Here is a 16,447-nt window from a genome sequence, read left to right on the forward strand (position 1 = left end):
TGAGTTTACCTTCCCGGGAACCGGGAAAGGACGCGTAGGCAGCATTATATCCATCATTGGCATCGATCTCAAGTCCGATCCGACTTATCGATCTGGAAGGACTGGAGCCGTTTTTGGGGGGCTATAAAAAGGGGAGGATCAAAGATCTTGAGGCTGGTTCTTGGTAAAGGCGTCGGCCGGCCGATCTGAAATATCGGCGATCTGCCGATCACGGAGGGTGTCGAGGCCCTCGAGTAGCTGTGTTTGAACAATTTCGAAAAGATGTCTGGCGTAGAGGAGCCGAGGAAGGAAGACATAATCGGCTCCTTCCTCATAAAAGCGCCTTGCCTCGCGAAGGGTCTCGGAAGTGACGATCACGGCACTTTGCGGGGAGAGTGTCCGGATCTGCTTCAACAAACGGGAATTGGTGGTTCCTTTCAAGAAGGTGTCGGGGATGGTCGAGAGGACCACCTTTGCCCCGCCGATCCCGGCATGCCGCAGGGTCTCCGGATGTGCGATGTCTCCATAGACGCAGGCGACCCCGTTTTTTTTTAGGATCTCCAACGTCTGTGGATTAAAGTCAATCACGAAGATCCGCTCTTTCAAGGAGGGCATCTCATGATTGATCTTAAAAAGAAACGAACTTGCCTCCTTGAAAAAACCGAGGAGAACGATTTCCTTCTGGATGCCCGGCGGTGTTGCGTCGGCCGGCGCCTCCGTTCGCGTCTCCCGCCCTCTGGTCCATCGGATGATCGACGAGACGATTTGCTCGCTGTAGAGGATAAGATAAGTGGAAAGGATCGATCCGACGATCAGGGAGAGGGTGACGATGGAGACGACCTCTTGCCCGATATGGCCGTACGCCAAGCCGAGCGAGACGATCACGAGTGAAAATTCGCTGACCTGGGAGAGATTGAGCGCCGTGATCAAACTGGCTCGCAGACCGACATTGGAATGGAAAAGGGGAAGGACCGTGATGAACCGGCTGATCACCACGAAGCTGGTGGCCGCCAAGACGATACCCAGCAGCGGAAGGGTCACGGCCGGCGCCTTCAGGCCGAGCGAGACGAAAAAGAGGGTGATGAAGAAATCCCGGATGCCGGTGATTTTGGCGACCACATCCAGACTATAGGGGAAGGCCGCAATCGAGAGACCCGCGACCAGCGCCCCCATCTCCTTTGAAAGCCCGATCGCATTGGCCGTGCCGGATACCAGAAAACACCACGAGATGGAGGTAATCAGCATCAACTCGGGCGCTTTGGCGACCGAGTGAAAAAGCCGGGGTAGGAGAAATTTGCTGATGAGGAAAGCCAGCGAGAGGAGTCCCGCTCCCGTCAGGAACGAGGAGAGGACCGGAATGAAGCTCGGTTGGAGCAGATTCGGCTGGATCGCCAGAAAGACGATCGACCAGATGTCTTGCACGATGAGGATGGCGAGCGTGATCCGGCCGGCGAAGCTGTCGAGCTCGTATTTGTCGTGGAGGAGCTTCACGACGATCATCGTCGAACTCGACGCGAGGCCGAGGGCCAGGTAAAACGGATTGAACGGGTTTTCATTGGAGACGAGCGGAAAAAGCCAAAGAAAGAGGAAACCGAGAAAGACCGCTCCGAAGAATTGGGCCGTGCCGGTCAGGGCGACCCGCCTCCCCGCGTCGAGCAGTTTGGAAAGATTGATCTCCAGACCGATCATGAAGAGAAGAAGGATCAGGCCGATCTCGGAAATAAGATCGATGCTCGCCTCGTCGGAGATGATCCCGAACCCCATTTCCCGGCCGAGGAGGATTCCGCCGAAGATATAGCCGAGGATCAACGGCTGCCGAAATTCCCGCGCGACCAAGGCCGCGAGCGTGGCAAAAATGATGCTGACGGCGATGCTGGTCAGGAGATTCATCTGGAGGTCTAATTGCATCCGGTATATCTCCTATTGGGATTTTATTATTGTAACAGACTTTTATGAAATAGAGGGTTTTGAATGAGGAATTCGGTTTCCGGATTTCGGAATGGAGTGAAGCCGGGCGCAAACCCCTGGTTTGTAGCCCCGATTATTTTTTGAGGGCCTTTTCGATGATCCGAAGCCCTTCCCGCAGGTCTTTCTCCGAGAGGGTCAGCGGAGGGGCGATTCGGACGACGGTATTCGTGTGGAGGGTCCAGCCGAGGATCAATCCGGCCTTGAGGCAGCGTTGGACGAACCGGGCCGTTTGCTCCGGGCTGGCGAGCTCCAGGCCGATCATCAGGCCCTTGCCGCGGACGGCCCGGATGGCATCGCATTCCCGGCCGAGTTTCCGAAGGGCGGCCTGGAGTTTCTCCCCCATCATTTTCGCTCGTCCGGGAAGATCGTTTTCAACGATGAAGTTCAAGCTCGCCAGCCCCGCGGCGCAACAGACCGGGTGGCCGCCGAAGGTAGTCACATGCGAGAGGGGCGGGTCGACCGAGAGGCTCTTCATGATCGCGGGGCTGGAGATAAAAGCGCCGAGCGGCATGCCCCCCCCCATCGATTTCGCGACGGTGAGAATATCGGGAACCGTTTCCGAGTGTTCCATCGCAAAGAGTTTCCCGGTCCGGCCGAAGCCGGTCTGGACCTCATCGAAGATCAGCAGCGCGCCGGCCTCGGTGCAGCGGGCCCGGAGCGCGGGGAGGAAGCGATCGTCGGGAATCCGCATCCCCCCTTCTCCTTGAATCGGCTCGGTGATCACGGCGGCGACCGAATCGTCGATCTGTTTGAGCGCGTCGAGATCATTAAAGGGGAGGAAGGCGACGCCGGGCAGGAGCGGCTCGAACGGTTTTCGGTAAATCTCCCGGCCGGTGACGGAGCAGGCGCCGTGCGTGTCGCCGTGGAAACTTCCCTCAAAGCTGATCAGCCGCTTTCGGCCGGTCCATTTTTTCGCAAGCTTCAACGCCCCTTCGTTTGCTTCGGTCCCGCTGTTGGTGAAGTAGACTTGGGAGAGGTTTTTCGGCAGACATTGCGCCAATCGGGTCGCCAGCTCCACCTGCGGCGATTGGATGTATTCCCCGTAGACCATGACGTGGAGGTATCTTTCGGCCTGTGTTTTAACTGCTTTGACCACCGCCCGGTTGGTGTGGCCGATGTTGGCGACGCCGATCCCGGAGATGAAGTCGAGATAGGCCTTGCCGTCGGTCGTATAAAGATAAGAGCCGGAGGCGCGGTCGATTTCCAGTCCGATCGGGTGGGGGGAGGTTTGACAGACGTATCGTCGAAAGCGGCGGCGGAGGGAGGTCACGTATTCTCCCAGTCGACGAAACGGAGGAGATCGAGCAGCCGGAAGCGGCCGTCGTGGTGCCAGGTAAGCGGCGGCTTCTGCATTTTTCCGATCGCGCAGATGCGATTGACCCCCATTCTCGCCAGAGAGAGGACCACCTCCGTCTGACGCTCCTGCGGGATGGCAAGGCCGACCCCCTGAAGATAGGGCCGGATCGATTCGAGATGGCCTGCGATTTCCGAGAGATCTCTTACCGGCTTAATCCAAATGGTCCGCGCCAGGGGTGAGACGGAAAAGTGGGGATCGGGATCGTAGAGCACGGTCCAATCTACGCCGGAGGGGCTCGGAAAAACTTTCCCCCCCTTGAGCGGAATCGCCCCCCGGAGTTGCTGGATTTGCGCGGCTTCCGCGGATGAGGTGACTCCTTTCGGAAGCTGATAAGAGGCGACATAGAGTGATTGGGCGAGCCATTGGGCGAATTCGACCGGCGAGACGGCGCCCCCCTCTTCCACATAATAGAGATGCGGCGAGAGGCAGCCGCGTTGATCGAAGAGGGCAATATCGGTCGCCGCCTGCTCTGCGCGATCTTTGTCGATCGACTCCCGCGCGATCACCCCCAGACTCAACCGATGGCCGTGGAAAATTGTCCGCGTCGACGGGGGGATTTCCTTCCGGAGGGTTTCGATCGTTTCGTCGCCGCCGTAGATAATCGCCAGTTCGGCCTTTTGAAAGACCGCCCGGGTCAGATCGATCGCGCTGTTCTCCCAGGTCAGCACCGCCAGACTCTGCGCCAGATCGGGACGGATTTTTCTCAACGACCGGGCGAAGAGGACCGGCAAGAGAAATTCCTCCCGGCTCACCTTCGCCAAATTGGCCGATTTTGCCAGCAGACCGCAAACCAAGCTGTAGACCGCGGTGCCGGCCAGATTCCCCGGAAGGATATGAGCGGTGAGGCGCGGGCCGAATGCCCGGGTAAATCCGACCCCCTTCGGTTTCGGACGAAACTGATCGAGCAGGGTCGGGTCGCCGACCTCCGCCTCCAACAGTTGGAGGAGGACCGGGCGGGTCAGGTGTTTGAAGAGATCGTCGAGGGTGAATCGAACCATTTCGCGCGAATCGCCGGTGAGGATCGGAAGAATCGATTCGGCTTCCTGTCGGATCGAATCGGCCGGATCGGCCCAGCAACGGGCGGCGGCATCGATCCAGTCGACGATCTTGAAGATCGATTCCGCCGCCAGTTTTTTTTGGGAATCGATCAGGAAGTCTGAGATCTCGACTAAGTCCGATTCCGAAACGAGCGGCATCGCCAGCGGGATGCCGTGCGCTTCGTTCTGTTCCTCGGCGACGGAGCGTTCGGGAAGATAATATCCTTTCATTTCTTCCTTGCCTCCACTTGAAGCAGCTCATCGAGGGTGATCGAACATCCTTTGGGCGCTGCACCGGAGACCCGGCCGAGGAGGACAAATCCCCCCTCCGCCTCTCGCCCGAGATCTTCGGTGAGAATCGCCATCACCGAATCGATGTTCGCCAGATCATAATGGGCGAGCAGCCCCGCCCCTCCTTTTCGAACCGGCTGCAGCGTCTCCGGATCAAGAAGCCGGCTGCGGACCTGTGGCGGAGCGAGATAGACGCGCGGGTTTTTCCGGCCGGCGACGGCGTCATAGAACTGCGAGGTCAGCTCGGCCATGCCGTATTCGTTGACGCAATTCTCCGGAGGAAGACCGAGATACTTTTCATAAAGCCGATAGAGCTCCTCGCGTGGGATCTCTCTCGATTTTCCCTTAAACCCGCCGGTGTCCATCAACCGGCTTCCCTCCGGAAGGGAGAGCGGCGCGGCTCGCGCCTGCAGGAAATCGAGAAAATGAACGAATGAAAACGAGGTCCCCAAGAGGGCGACCGGTTCCCGCAGGTTGGAGAGATCGGCCGCCAGCCGCTCCGTATCGAGCCGGCTTTTTTCAATATAGTAGCGGCTTTCGTCGGCTCCGAAGGCGTCGCGAACGACTCCCATCATGTGGGAAAAAGAAGCGTCGGGGGCCTCTTCGGGAGAAGGGGTCAGGATCGCCATCCGAATCCGCTTCCCCTCCGGGACCAGGTGCGGTCCGAAGTGGGCGAGGATCGCTTCCCTGGCGAGGTCGAGGTCGAAAAGAGCATGCCGGCTTTTTTCCCTTCCGGTCGTTCCGCTCGATCGAAACACCCGGGCCGCTTTTTCCATGGGGCGGCACGAGATTTCCGTAAGCTTAAAGGCCATGACCGGGAGGGGGGGGATCTCTTCCCAAAATTGGACAGCGGCGGGGTCTTTATCCATGGAAAGGCAGAACTGACGGTAACGGGGATTGCGGTCGAATTGATAACGGAAGAGAAGCAACGCGATCTCATTAAAGTCCTTCTCCGGCACCGCCTCTTTTCTCGCGCGAATCAGCGCTACGATTTTATCTCTCATAGTATTGAGAGATACACCATGGGTTGAGCGACTGTCAAGGTCGAAGAAGAAATGAGTCCGATCGAAGGGAAGGGCTCTTTCCGGTGGGCGCGAGAGAAGAGCGCTTTTTTTCTATGGCTGAATCCGAGAGGGAGGGATAGGACGGAAGATCCTCTTTACCGTCCGGAAAAGGACCGCCGCGATCAGTGCCAGCATCTCGGCGGCATCCAGGGGACTTCTTTCCCCGTGCAATGGAAGGCGAAGGGCGCATCCTCCGCCGCCGCCACCCTCTCCACTGGGTGAGGCGGATGCGGCGCCGCTCATTTCTTTGGAGACCTCGTTGGAGAAACCGCTTTCATGAGGGCCGAGTTTGTAGGCGGTGACGGCGAAGTAGTGGGTGCCCGGTGTGGTCACCGAGAGGGTATAGCTGGTCGCGTTCCCGACGTCGATTGAGTCGGCGTATTGACCGGAGCCCGTTCCATAATAGAGCTTGTAGCCGACAACATTGGCATCCGGGCTCGGGTCCCATGTAAGGAGGGCCTCCTCCGCAAAGAGGAGCGGAGCCGGGCCGACCAAGATGATGAGCACGACTAAAAATTTCATCATCTTAGTTTTAAATAATCGGCGATCTTTATTCCAGAAATTCGGTTTGTTTTTTTTAAAGAAAAAGGGGACGAATTCCATTTTGAATTGACCTTCTTTTGGACGCGCCCTATGACTGTCTACGACAGGTCCTTACATGAAGCAATTCAAATGCCAATGTGGGATCAAATATTTTATGCCGCTATTTCAATGGTGTAGTGAAAATGGTCTCTAAAAATGAAGGACAAATAATCGAACACTATGTAGAAACATTCCGAGAAGGGTTACAAATTTGTCTATGTGCCGGAAAAATCATTTAAGGAAGGCCTTATTCCGTCGGAAGGACCGGCTTATTGATGCGAGGAAAGAACGATCTAAGCAAAAAGGGGGGCTCCTGTGGCCCTCTTGGGCGGTTGACAGGACCAGGCGGTCGGAATATAATCTGGATCATTTCAAAAAGCGGCGATGGAGTTCGCCGGAACCGCCCTGACCGAACGGGCTGATGACTCCTACTTGAGTGTGCAACTTGGGTAGGAGTTTTTTTATATCCGATGAGGATTGCTTCGTGATAAATAAGGAGACGCATTGATTCCCTATTTAATGGTCGGGATAGGAGGATTCTTCGGGGCGATTGCGCGTTATCTGGTCGATCGTTGGATCGGCGGGAGGATGGGGGGGCTCTTTCCTTATGGGACCTTGGCGATTAATGTGAGCGGCAGTTTTATCCTCGGCCTTTTTGCCGCCACGATAACCGAGCGGTGGGTTGTCCACCCCCACTGGCGCCTGTTGATCGGCGTCGGCTTTGTGGGGGCCTATACGACTTTTTCAACATTCGGGTATGAAACCCATCAGTTGATGGAAGAGGGGAGTTTCGGGCTGGCGCTGCTCAACGTCTTGCTCAGCGTGGCGATCGGTTTGATTGCAGTTCGCTTCGGCATCCTTTTGGGGAGAATGGGTTGACAATCGCTTTGCCCCTCGGCTAGAGTTGAGAAAAGGGAAACAATGATGAGAACACAAAAAGCCGCATTCATCTATCTCAACCCACTCTTTCTCGTCATCTGGTTTTTCATCTGGGGAATCTGTCCCTGGGACAACACCCTTTCCGCCGCTCAGGCGGGGAACCCCGGCGCGCATGGCCATTCGGAGGCGACCGACACTCACCACGCCTCCAAAGGAACCGAACATTCCTGCTCCGGCTCCATTTCGTACAGCAAGAGCGATCTTGGTTCGGAGCGTTATTTGAGCCAAACGGAACCGATCGGAATAACGGTTGTGGTTCCTGATTGTCCCGTCCGATTGAATGATCCCTCTTATTTTTTTGAATTGTCCTTCCTGCCCCGATTATTCACCGATTACTATCAACTCTATTCCGTCTATCGGATTTGATTTTCCTCCGACCGAAGAGGTTCAATCCTTATGGAGGGGGGATCGTATGTTCTATTTCTTATCAATTTTCATTTTTCTGGCGAGCCTATCCGCGCCGGCTTTCGGACAAGCCGACTATCGTAATCTCGATCCGGGGCGGCCGATCACGATTGAAGACGCCCAGCCGATCGAGTTCCGGGCATTTGAATTTTCATTCGGTTCCCGTTATGGCCGGCATCAGGAGGGGTATGAACTTTCCTTTGAGCCGGAGCTAAAGTGGGGATTCGCAAAAAACTGGCAGGTCGGGGTGAGCGGAGAGCGCGCGGTTCTGGACGACGGGCAACGAACCGACGTGTTAGCCGGGACCGAGTTTCACTTTCTCTATAATCTCAATCAGGAGGATTTTGATCTTCCCGCGATCGCATTTCGCCCGGAGTTGACCTTCGGCGCCGGCGATTTGGGAGCCGACCATCCGCACGGCGCCTTCAAAGTGATCGTCAGCAAAACGTTCGGATTCAACCGGGTTCACCTCAACGGTTCCTATACGATCGGCCCCACGGAGATCTCGGGGAGGGGGGGGGATCTCGTCAACCGGTATTTGTATGGCATCGCCTATGAGCGGACCGCTCCCATCGAATTCTTCGTGCTGCTGTTCGATCTCTACGCGGCGGCTCCGATCGATGGGGGTCGGCGGGAGATCATCTATGACCTCGGGACCCGCATCCAGATGACACCGACCTGGGTCTTTGATGCCGGCTTCTTTCATGCAATCCGGTCGGAAGATCTCGATTTCGGCGTGACCGCCGGTCTTTCGTATGTTTTTTCTCCGCGGTCGATTTTCCCGAAAGGACTCTGATGGGAGGTAGGATGAAAATGTTCAAGGTCTTCACCGTCGCTTTACTTATATTTTGTGCGGTTCTTCCAGTCGAGGCGCGGATTGAAAAAAGGGAGGCGATCTTTTATCTGCCGGGACGCTACAATTTTGCCACGCAGCGGGTCTATCCTGAATTGAATGCCATGCTCAATGTCATCGACATCGGCCATGGCGCGCTTGCAGAGGTCTTAATCACCACGAAAGACGAAGCCAGGGCGATCGAGTTGATCGAAAAAGATCTCTTCAATCGGGTTACCCGGATGTTTCTCGGAAAAGAACCCCGTCCCCGGTTTTCGCCCTCGGAAGAGACCGTGGCGCCGGAGGGGGTGAAGCTCGCCTGGCGGGTGAACAAGGCGTTCGATTGGACCCATTACCTTCATCGTCAGGTGTATGATATTCTTTCCGACGATCGGGTAGCGGATAAGGATCAATCGATCCGCGAGGCGCTCGGCTACTATCTCACCGAGCTGGAGCGGACCTTTCCGCTCAAGATCAAATCGATGCAGTTGATGGAGGGACAGTCATTCTCCGGCTACTGGAAGGAGAGATATCCCCGGTTCAACGGGGCGATCTGGGCCTATCACTGGCTGCAGCTCGCCGCGAACGAAGCGTTGCTGGAGCCCGACCCGGAGGCCCGCCGGCGAAAAATCGACACCGCCGTCGGTGAATTCAAAAAAATGTTCGCAGATCCCTCGCGCCTTCCGAAGCATATGCCGATGGCGCACGAGATCTCGCCCACCTTCGCAAAGCGCTTCCCGGAGATCGCCGCCACCTTTGACAATCTTCACAGCTTCCACGACATCTACATGGACATTTTGACGAATCCGGCTGTCCGAAACAAACGGGACGCCGTCTATCGGCAGCTTGATCTGATGCAGGCGCCGAGGAAAGATCTGGAGACGATGCCGCTTCACCCCCTGCCGCCGATCCCGATCGAGCAGCAACAGACGTTGCTTCAGATGGATCCGGAGGAGGCGATGGCGATGATGATGATGACGACCGAGGAACAACTGGATTTCCTGGAGATGTCGCCGGAAAAACGGAAAGAGAAGGTCGACCAACTCAAAAAAGAGGCCGACCATTCCGGGCATTCGGGGAGTTGAGGAAGAAGCGTTTATCAGAGATAAGATTAAGAAGAGCCCGCCGTGTCCTTTATCCGGAGATCCGGCGGATTTCTTCAAAGATATTTCCCATCCATCGATAGACGTTGTTGACCCGGATCTGCTCCCGCATCTCCTCCATCAGGACCTTCTTGATGGAGGGGGGCATCCCGAGCGAGGTCTTGATCGCTTCCGCGAGACCTTCCACGTCGTATGGATTGATCAAGAAGGCCCCTTTCATCTCATCGGAAACGCCGGCCAATTCGCTGACGAGAAGCACCCCCCGCTCGTCGGTTTGGGAGGCGATGAATTCCTTTGCCACCAGGTTCATTCCGTCCGCGAAAGAACTGATGATCGCCAGATCGGCGGCGCGATAGTAGATCGCCAAGGTTTCAGGGGGAATGTAGATCGGCCGGTAATCAAGCGGTTTCCATCCGTCGACCCCGTGGCGCTCGTTGATTTCCTGGGAGGTTTTCAGAAGGGTCTCCCCATACGTCCGGTAATCGGTCATCTCCGTCCGGCTGGGCGACGCGATCTGGATGAAGGTGAATTTTTTCTTGAATTGCGGATAGCGGGTAAAGAAGAGGTCGATCGCGTTAAAGCGCTCGACGAGGGCCTTGGTATATTCAAGCCGATCGACGCCGATTCCGATCGATCCCTCCGCCCCCAGGGCGAGCCGTTTCCGGAGCGCTTTCATCTCCTCTTCGGCTTGCGGGATGGTGGCGAGACGGATCCATCCCTCCGCATCGATGCTGATCGGGAAGGCCTTTACCCAGACGGTCCGTCCGCGATAGGAGATCGACCCCCGTCCGGAGTCGACCGGAAGGTTGAGGATTTGACGGACGCATTCAAGGAATTGGTCTCGGTAGAACGTGGTTTGAAAGCCGAGCAGGTCGCAGCAGAGGAGCGATTCGAGCAGCTCCTTCCGGCAGGGGGCGACTCGATAAACGTCGTACGAAGGCCAGGGGATGTGCCAGAAAAGGGAGAGGGTCGCGTTCGGCCGCTGCTCTCTCAAAATCATCGGAGCGTGCGCCAGATGATAGTCTTGAATCCAGACGATCGGGTCGCGCCCTTTGGTTTCGGCGAGGACCGCTTCCGCGAAACGCCGGTTGACCTCTTTATAATATCGCCAGTCCTCCTCCATAAATTGAACCTTATCCATCGCCTTGTGGAAGAGGGGCCAGAAGAAGCGGTTTGAGAAGCCGTGATAGTAGTGGTCGATCTCTTCCTCGGTCAGCCAAATCCGCTTCAGCGTGTAGGCGGGCTGGTGGGGGGGGACGACGACCTTTCCTTCCGCATCGGCCGCATCGCGATCGGCGTCGCCGCTTCCCCAGGCGACCCAGAGGCCGCGCGCCGCCTGCATCACCGGATCGAGGGCCGACGTCAAACCGCCGGCGGGACGGTCGCAGCGGATCTCTTCGTCCATCCAACGATGGACATACGGCTCGCGGTTTGAAACCAAGACCAGCATTCGATGGGAGAAGTTCGCCTCGATCCCCTGCCGCACCTTGGCGCTGTCCCAGATTTCATCGCGGGAGGAGGTGGTGATCACGCCATGCGCGATCCGGCGGTTGGGGATGAGATAGGTCTGTCCGGAGGGGGATTGAATCCGCGTCGTCCGCCAGGAAACCTCCAGGACGGTTCCTTCCTCCCCCGAGTGGAGTCGGATCCGATCCCCGACCCGAAGACGTCTTTCCGCAAGAAGGTGGTATCCGGCGGCCGTGTCGGAGAGGGTGTCTTGGAATGCGAGAACGGTGGCGAGGCCGCCGATGCCGATTACAGTGAGAATGGGAGAAATGGGGAAATCGATTTTCAGAAAAAGAAGCAACACGCCGAGGAGAACGAAGAGAGCATAGACCCCGTTGAAGACCGATTTGCTGATCGGCGCGGCGATCCCCTTTTCCCTTAAGAAGCGCCGGATCACCCAAATCGAGAACTCGATCGCCATGAGGGTGCCGGTTGCAAAGAGGTAGAGGTCCAGAAGTTTGTCGGCATGTTTCAATGCCCGAGGCTGATCTGGGAGGTGGGTCAGCAAGACATAAACGCCGAGAACCGAGGGCCAGTAATAGGAGAGCCGCCCCATCCGGCGGGCCAGATCCCCCAGATCTTCCGAAGCGGTGAGTTGCCGCAGTAGAAACTTTCGGAGAAAATGTGCCGAAGCCATGACCACGCCGGCCAAACCGAAAAGAAAGGCCAACTCCCAGGGAAACGCTTCCAGTAGTTTAGTCATTGCGATCCTCCCGGCGGCTCATACAGAGCGGCGCCTTCCATCCATATTAATGGTCTCAACCTCAAAAAGCAAGAAAGGATTCGGCGCGAAGGAGGACAATGGAGGCTCTTTACAGCGCCGTGATGGGGCGTCTCATTTTTGTTCGGCTCACCCCAGGGTGCACGGTCTTCCCCTTGCCTCGATCCGTCCAAAATCGTTAGACTAGATACATTGGAGAGCGGGACCATGGGATTAAGACTGCGCACGCCGATCCGGCCGATCGCGCCGGTCCGCGGCTGGATCAATGAAGCGGCCGATGTCACGGCCTCAGGGGGAGGGCCGGTGGATAGGACCGATTCCGAGGCGCCGGCAACCTTGATTCATTTTTGGGGGCTGAGCTGTCCGCTCTGCAAAGAGCAGATGCCGACCGTCCGGCGGTGGATCGAGCAATTCGGGCCGAGGGGACTTAGGGTCATCGGCGTTCATACCCCCTTGACAAGGGACGATCAGGATGACGTGATGGTCGAACGGATGGTTCGAGCCCTTGCGCTTCAACATCCGATCGCGCTCGATCAAGAGGGGGAGGTCGCATCGGCCTACCAGGTCGATGCGGTTCCGACCTATTTCATTTACGACCGCGATCGGCTCCTCCGGTATCGCCACACCGGTTATCAGGCGGAGAAGCCGGTCGAACGGATGGTCGAGCGGCTTCTCAACGAAGCCGAACATAAACCGGCCGGAGATCGTCCCGCGGCGTAGTAAGGAAATTGAAATGGAAATCAGGAAAATAAATGAAGAGGTGGCTTTTAGCGGCCGGCTGACCGCGGAAGAATTAAGCGCCCTGCCGCGGCAAGGATATCGGATGTTGACCGAAGCCGCTTTGCCGGAAGAAATCCAGGAGGGGGAGCGGCATAAGGCGAAGCAGGCGGGACTCCGTTACGTCGAGATTCCGGTGAATCCTCACGCCTGGTCGGAAGCAAGTTTTTTGCTGCTGGAGCAGCTTCTCTTCCCTCAAAAATCGCGACCGGCGTTGATCTGCTCTCCCCGGGGAAGACGGGCGGGGGTCTTGGCGTTGGTCTGGGATGCGATTCAGCGCGCCCGCACGGTGGAGGAAACCGAAGCGACCGCCGGCCAATTCGGCTTGAGTCTTCCGGAGACCGCCAAGGAATATCTTCGGAAGAACAGCCCGGCCTATGAAATCCAGCCCAAAGCGCCCTTCCCCGAGGCGCTTCCTTTTCCCGAAGACGATGAGGTTCTCCCGGGTGATTTTCATCGGCCTCCCGGAGTGTAATAAGGAGCATCGGCCATGATGTTCAAACAATTTTATCTGGAAAGTCTCGGCCATGCGTCGTATCTGATCGGCTCCGAGGAGACCGGAGAAGCGCTCGTTCTTGATCCCCGGCGGGATGTCGATGTCTACTTTCCAAACGCCCGGCAGGAAGGGGTTCTAATCGCTTTCGCCGTCGATACGCACCAGCACAACGACTATCTGAGCGGGGCCCGCGAGCTGTCCCACCGGGGCGGGGTGGAGATTTTGGCGAGCGCCTCGGCGCAGATCGGTTATCCCGCCCGTCCGCTCAAAGAGGGGGAGCGGCTGGAGATCGGCGAGATTTTTTTGGAGGTTCTCCAGACCCCGGGCCATACGCCGGAGCATATCAGCCTTCTGGTCCGCGATCGGTCGCTGGGGGAAGAGCCGGTGCTCCTCCTCTCCGGCGGATCGCTCTTAGTCGGCGATGTCGCCCGTCCCGATCTCCTCGGGGGGGCGGAGGCGACGCGGGAGGCGGCGTGCAGCCTCTGTCATACACTTCAGACAAAAATTCTCCCCCTTCTGCAACGCGCAGGAGGGAGGGGTGATCCTCGACTGCCGTGCGCCCGAGGCGTTCGGCGGAGGGCACATTCCCGGCGCGCTCAACGTCGGCATCGGAAGCGCCTTTCCGACCTGGGCCGGGACGGTTCTGCCGGAGGGGGCGAAGGTCTTGCTCGTCCTGGAAGGCCCGGCGGATCTCTGGGAGATCTGCGCGCGGATCAGGGGGGCCGTTCACATTTCCGGAGGGGAATTGCCCGACCGGATCGGCGAGGTGCCCCGTGATCGGCCCGTGGCGGTCATCTGCGGCAGCGGTTATCGCTCCTCGGTGGTGTCGAGCCTTTTGAAACGAGCGGGCCGAGAAGAGATCTTCAACGTTCTCGGCGGGATGGGGGCCTGGAAGAGGGCCGGCCTTCCGACCGAGTCGTCATCCAAACATACGCGAAGGAGGAGCTTGATGAAGCGGCAAGAATACGGCATCCGGACCACGTTGAATGTTCCCTATGAAGAGGCGATCCCCCGCGTGACCGAGGCGCTGAAGAAAGAGGGGTTCGGTGTTCTCACCGAGATTAACGTCAAGGAGACGATCAAAAAAAAGCTCGACAAGGAGTTTCCGAAGTACATCATTCTCGGCGCCTGCAATCCGCAGCTCGCTTACCAGGCGCTGACCAACGAAACGGAGATCGGTCTGCTCCTCCCCTGCAACGTGATCGTTTATGAGAGGGAGGGGAAGACGGTCGTCTCGGCCCAAGATCCGGAGGCGGCCCTCTCCGTCGTGGGAAATCCGGCCGTGGCGCCGGTTGCGAAGGAGGCGCGGGAGCGGCTGGCCCGGGTGATTCAATCGCTGAGCTGAAGGGGTGAGGTCTCGACTTTCCCGGTTTTTATGTGAAGGAGCAGATAGAATGATTTGGCCATCGACGTTGCGTGTTCCGGCCCATACCGATAAGGAGGTCAACCGGAAGATTGAACAGACGACAATAAAAAAAATCGCATCCGCCGCCCTGGCCGGTCCGGCGGCGCTCGATCGGCGTCTGGCGGAGCTGGAGCGGGAGTGGGATATCGAGCGAACGCTTGAAGCGAACGCCGGTTTCTTCTCTCTCTTGGGATTGGGGTTGGGAAGGACGGTCGATCGAAAATGGTTCCTTCTTCCGACGGTGGTCGCCGGTTTTCTCTTCCAGCATGCGGTTCAGGGATGGTGTCCGCCGGTCCCGCTCTTTCGGCGGCTCGGATTTCGGACCCGGACCGAGATTGACCAGGAGCGGTATGCGCTGAAGGCGCTTCGCGGCGATTTCAAAAATGTGCCGGCCATCACCGATGAAAAGTTGTTTGCCCAGATCGGAGCGCTTCTCCAGACCGTTCGACGGTGAGGGAACAACCATTGCTTTTTGGATATGTCCACGATGAATGAGCGATTCGATAAAACAGATGAAGAGGAGGATGTTCATGGACAAGCCATTTCTGACCGACATCAAGACCCTCCGTGAGCGCGCCCGACAGCACATTGAGAACGGGGCGATCACGCCGGTCTACCAAGGGGACGTGCAGACGGCCGTCCGTATTTTAAATGAGGCGTTGGCGACGGAGATCGTCTGCACGCTCCGGTATAAAAATCATTACTACATGGCGAGCGGCATCCATGCTCAATCGGTGGCCCAGGAGTTCCTGGAACATGCCAATGAAGAGCAGATGCATGCCGATCAGATCGCGGAGCGGATCACGCAATTAAACGGCAAGCCCGACTTTTCTCCTCAAGGGCTTGCAACCAAGAGCCACTCGGAATATATCGAGGCCGATTCCTTGATCGACATGATTAAAGAAGACCTGGTCGCCGAGCGGATCGCCATTGAAAGTTACACCGAGATGGTCCGCTACTTCGGTGAGAAAGATCCGACCAGCCGGCGGGTCATGGAGGAGGTCCTGGCGAAAGAAGAGGAGCACGCGCAAGATCTGGTCACCCTTTTGGAGACGCTCGATCAGGGACTCTTCAAGGAGAAAGCGGCCTGATGGGGAAGGGTCCGGGATCGTGCTCGGGAAAAAAAGACGTTGGAAACAGGCCGGAGGGAGGGCGGTCGCGGTGACCGGCCGCCCTCTCCGTCACGATAAAGTGCCGAAAAGCTACTCCCACACCCCCATTCCCCAATCGAGCCGGGCGCGAAGGAGATCATGTCGGGTAATCGTTCCGATCAAGATCCCTTCCCGGACGACCGGCAACCGCTGGAGTTGGAGGTCCTCCATGATTTTGCTCGCTTCGGCAAGGGAGGTTTCCTCATCAATCATGACCGGAACCCGGCTCATGATCTCTTTTGCTTTAATCTCCTCCAACCGGCGCGGACCGGGAAGCACCCGGAGCAGGTCCCGGTCGTTGACCATTCCGATGACGCGCCCCTCCCGGGTGACGACCGGGATCGCGGCGTGACCGCTGTCGAGGAGCTCGGCGGCGATATCAAAGGCCGATTCGTACTCTTTGACGAAGCGCGGTTTCGCAAGACGAATCTGGCCGACCTCTTGGGATTTCACCTTCATGATTCTCCCTCCTTTTATTTTTTTCGTTTGATGACGCTCTTTCTCTGCTCGAAGCGCTCAAGGTTTGAGGATCGAGACGGAAAAGAGCAGGATCAATAGGCGATAACGCATCAAGATGATTTCGATCGACGCGGAATCGCGTTCCCCCCCGACATGCGCCAGAAGATGGGGCAGCCGACCGATGAGCGTGCGAACCTCCCTGATCTGTCTTATCCCTCTCTTCCGAATCGTGAGGACCGGGTGAAGAGAGAGGGGGGGCGGTTCGGGGGGCCTTCTCTCGCGGATCCATATCGGCTCTTTCATTTCTCCTCCTTTCATCTATTCCTTCCCGAAACGATTTTCTCCCGGCAAGACCGGAAGGGGCGTTCCGTTCCC

Annotated in this window: 17 protein-coding genes and 1 riboswitch; of the genes, 9 read left to right on the top strand and 8 right to left on the bottom strand. The window is 57.5% G+C overall.

Annotated elements, in window-relative coordinates; genetic code table 11:
• Positions 1 to 138: 138 nt before the first annotated feature.
• The 5 genes from MNODULE_RS04930 to MNODULE_RS04950 all read right to left on the bottom strand — a co-directional run bounded on the left by MNODULE_RS04930 (position 139) and on the right by MNODULE_RS04950 (position 6,221).
• Positions 139 to 1,887 carry a cation:proton antiporter gene (locus tag MNODULE_RS04930; RefSeq protein ID WP_168058343.1) on the bottom strand — a complete coding sequence of 583 codons (1,749 nt, stop codon included), beginning with the start codon at positions 1,885 to 1,887 and terminating at the stop codon, positions 139 to 141.
• A 133-nt stretch (positions 1,888 to 2,020) separates the two neighbouring features.
• Positions 2,021 to 3,217 carry an aminotransferase class III-fold pyridoxal phosphate-dependent enzyme gene (locus MNODULE_RS04935; RefSeq protein WP_168058344.1) on the bottom strand — a complete coding sequence of 399 codons (1,197 nt, stop codon included), beginning with the start codon at positions 3,215 to 3,217 and terminating at the stop codon, positions 2,021 to 2,023.
• Complete coding sequence (locus MNODULE_RS04940) at positions 3,214 to 4,572, bottom strand: acyl-CoA reductase (RefSeq protein WP_168058345.1); 1,359 nt, start codon at positions 4,570 to 4,572, stop codon at positions 3,214 to 3,216. The genes MNODULE_RS04935 and MNODULE_RS04940 overlap by 4 nt, the downstream gene beginning before the upstream one ends.
• Positions 4,569 to 5,636: a LuxE/PaaK family acyltransferase gene (locus MNODULE_RS04945; RefSeq protein WP_168058346.1), complete on the bottom strand. Its 1,068-nt coding sequence runs from the start codon at positions 5,634 to 5,636 to the stop codon at positions 4,569 to 4,571. The genes MNODULE_RS04940 and MNODULE_RS04945 overlap by 4 nt, the downstream gene beginning before the upstream one ends.
• Before the next feature lie 111 nt (positions 5,637 to 5,747).
• Complete coding sequence (locus tag MNODULE_RS04950) at positions 5,748 to 6,221, bottom strand: fibronectin type III domain-containing protein (protein WP_168058347.1); 474 nt, start codon at positions 6,219 to 6,221, stop codon at positions 5,748 to 5,750.
• 428 nt (positions 6,222 to 6,649) lie between these two features.
• Positions 6,650 to 6,716, top strand: a riboswitch (Fluoride riboswitch).
• 66 nt (positions 6,717 to 6,782) lie between these two features.
• Between MNODULE_RS04950 and crcB the strand changes: the two genes are divergently transcribed.
• The 4 genes from crcB to MNODULE_RS04970 are packed head-to-tail and all read left to right on the top strand — an operon-like array spanning position 6,783 to position 9,539.
• Positions 6,783 to 7,157 carry a fluoride efflux transporter CrcB gene (gene crcB, locus MNODULE_RS04955; protein ID WP_168058348.1) on the top strand — a complete coding sequence of 125 codons (375 nt, stop codon included), beginning with the start codon at positions 6,783 to 6,785 and terminating at the stop codon, positions 7,155 to 7,157.
• A gap of 42 nt (positions 7,158 to 7,199) precedes the next feature.
• Positions 7,200 to 7,583, top strand: a complete 384-nt coding sequence (locus MNODULE_RS04960; protein ID WP_168058349.1) for a hypothetical protein — start codon at positions 7,200 to 7,202, stop codon at positions 7,581 to 7,583.
• A 46-nt stretch (positions 7,584 to 7,629) separates the two neighbouring features.
• Positions 7,630 to 8,418 carry a hypothetical protein gene (locus MNODULE_RS04965; protein ID WP_168058350.1) on the top strand — a complete coding sequence of 263 codons (789 nt, stop codon included), beginning with the start codon at positions 7,630 to 7,632 and terminating at the stop codon, positions 8,416 to 8,418.
• An 11-nt stretch (positions 8,419 to 8,429) separates the two neighbouring features.
• Positions 8,430 to 9,539, top strand: coding sequence for a hypothetical protein (locus MNODULE_RS04970; protein ID WP_168058351.1), 1,110 nt, complete (start codon positions 8,430 to 8,432; stop codon positions 9,537 to 9,539).
• A gap of 49 nt (positions 9,540 to 9,588) precedes the next feature.
• On the opposite strand, the gene MNODULE_RS04975 is transcribed toward MNODULE_RS04970, so the two are convergent.
• Complete coding sequence (locus MNODULE_RS04975) at positions 9,589 to 11,766, bottom strand: trehalose-6-phosphate synthase (RefSeq protein ID WP_168058352.1); 2,178 nt, start codon at positions 11,764 to 11,766, stop codon at positions 9,589 to 9,591.
• Between the two features lie 225 nt (positions 11,767 to 11,991).
• Here MNODULE_RS04975 and MNODULE_RS04980 point away from each other — a divergent pair, with 225 nt between their 5' ends.
• From MNODULE_RS04980 to MNODULE_RS05005, 5 genes are all read left to right on the top strand, one after another.
• Positions 11,992 to 12,504 carry a TlpA disulfide reductase family protein gene (locus MNODULE_RS04980; RefSeq protein WP_168058353.1) on the top strand — a complete coding sequence of 171 codons (513 nt, stop codon included), beginning with the start codon at positions 11,992 to 11,994 and terminating at the stop codon, positions 12,502 to 12,504.
• A gap of 13 nt (positions 12,505 to 12,517) precedes the next feature.
• A complete protein-coding gene (locus MNODULE_RS04985; RefSeq protein WP_168058354.1) occupies positions 12,518 to 13,036 on the top strand; it encodes a protein-tyrosine phosphatase family protein in 519 nt (172 codons plus the stop codon).
• 559 nt (positions 13,037 to 13,595) lie between these two features.
• Positions 13,596 to 14,402, top strand: a complete 807-nt coding sequence (locus tag MNODULE_RS24430) for a DUF302 domain-containing protein (RefSeq protein WP_202882113.1) — start codon at positions 13,596 to 13,598, stop codon at positions 14,400 to 14,402.
• 49 nt (positions 14,403 to 14,451) lie between these two features.
• A complete protein-coding gene (locus tag MNODULE_RS05000; protein ID WP_168058355.1) occupies positions 14,452 to 14,916 on the top strand; it encodes a DUF2892 domain-containing protein in 465 nt (154 codons plus the stop codon).
• Positions 14,917 to 14,986: 70 nt separating this feature from the next.
• Entirely contained in the window at positions 14,987 to 15,553 is a 567-nt protein-coding gene (locus MNODULE_RS05005; protein ID WP_168058356.1) for a ferritin-like domain-containing protein, read from the top strand.
• A 111-nt stretch (positions 15,554 to 15,664) separates the two neighbouring features.
• Here the strand turns inward: MNODULE_RS05005 and MNODULE_RS05010 are convergent, their stop codons facing one another.
• Positions 15,665 to 16,072: a CBS domain-containing protein gene (locus MNODULE_RS05010; protein ID WP_168058357.1), complete on the bottom strand. Its 408-nt coding sequence runs from the start codon at positions 16,070 to 16,072 to the stop codon at positions 15,665 to 15,667.
• 57 nt (positions 16,073 to 16,129) lie between these two features.
• A complete protein-coding gene (locus tag MNODULE_RS05015; RefSeq protein WP_168058358.1) occupies positions 16,130 to 16,375 on the bottom strand; it encodes a hypothetical protein in 246 nt (81 codons plus the stop codon).
• Positions 16,376 to 16,447 lie beyond the last annotated feature (72 nt).

The organism is Candidatus Manganitrophus noduliformans, assembly GCF_012184425.1.
Taxonomy (GTDB): Bacteria; Nitrospirota; Nitrospiria; order SBBL01; family Manganitrophaceae; genus Manganitrophus; species Manganitrophus noduliformans.

Excerpts from the sequence above, each read along its gene's own strand:
- MNODULE_RS04960 (WP_168058349.1), top strand. The coding sequence starts at position 7,200 with ATGATGAGAACACAAAAAGCCGCATTCATCTATCTCAACCCACTCTTT.
- MNODULE_RS04945 (WP_168058346.1), bottom strand. The coding sequence starts at position 5,636 with ATGAGAGATAAAATCGTAGCGCTGATTCGCGCGAGAAAAGAGGCGGTG.
- MNODULE_RS05005 (WP_168058356.1), top strand. The coding sequence starts at position 14,987 with ATGTTCATGGACAAGCCATTTCTGACCGACATCAAGACCCTCCGTGAG.
- MNODULE_RS05010 (WP_168058357.1), bottom strand. The coding sequence starts at position 16,072 with ATGAAGGTGAAATCCCAAGAGGTCGGCCAGATTCGTCTTGCGAAACCG.
- MNODULE_RS04980 (WP_168058353.1), top strand. The coding sequence starts at position 11,992 with ATGGGATTAAGACTGCGCACGCCGATCCGGCCGATCGCGCCGGTCCGC.
- MNODULE_RS04950 (WP_168058347.1), bottom strand. The coding sequence starts at position 6,221 with ATGATGAAATTTTTAGTCGTGCTCATCATCTTGGTCGGCCCGGCTCCG.
- MNODULE_RS04985 (WP_168058354.1), top strand. The coding sequence starts at position 12,518 with ATGGAAATCAGGAAAATAAATGAAGAGGTGGCTTTTAGCGGCCGGCTG.
- MNODULE_RS04930 (WP_168058343.1), bottom strand. The coding sequence starts at position 1,887 with ATGCAATTAGACCTCCAGATGAATCTCCTGACCAGCATCGCCGTCAGC.
- MNODULE_RS04970 (WP_168058351.1), top strand. The coding sequence starts at position 8,430 with ATGAAAATGTTCAAGGTCTTCACCGTCGCTTTACTTATATTTTGTGCG.
- MNODULE_RS04965 (WP_168058350.1), top strand. The coding sequence starts at position 7,630 with ATGTTCTATTTCTTATCAATTTTCATTTTTCTGGCGAGCCTATCCGCG.
- MNODULE_RS04940 (WP_168058345.1), bottom strand. The coding sequence starts at position 4,572 with ATGAAAGGATATTATCTTCCCGAACGCTCCGTCGCCGAGGAACAGAAC.
- MNODULE_RS04975 (WP_168058352.1), bottom strand. The coding sequence starts at position 11,766 with ATGACTAAACTACTGGAAGCGTTTCCCTGGGAGTTGGCCTTTCTTTTC.
- MNODULE_RS05015 (WP_168058358.1), bottom strand. The coding sequence starts at position 16,375 with ATGAAAGAGCCGATATGGATCCGCGAGAGAAGGCCCCCCGAACCGCCC.
- MNODULE_RS05000 (WP_168058355.1), top strand. The coding sequence starts at position 14,452 with ATGATTTGGCCATCGACGTTGCGTGTTCCGGCCCATACCGATAAGGAG.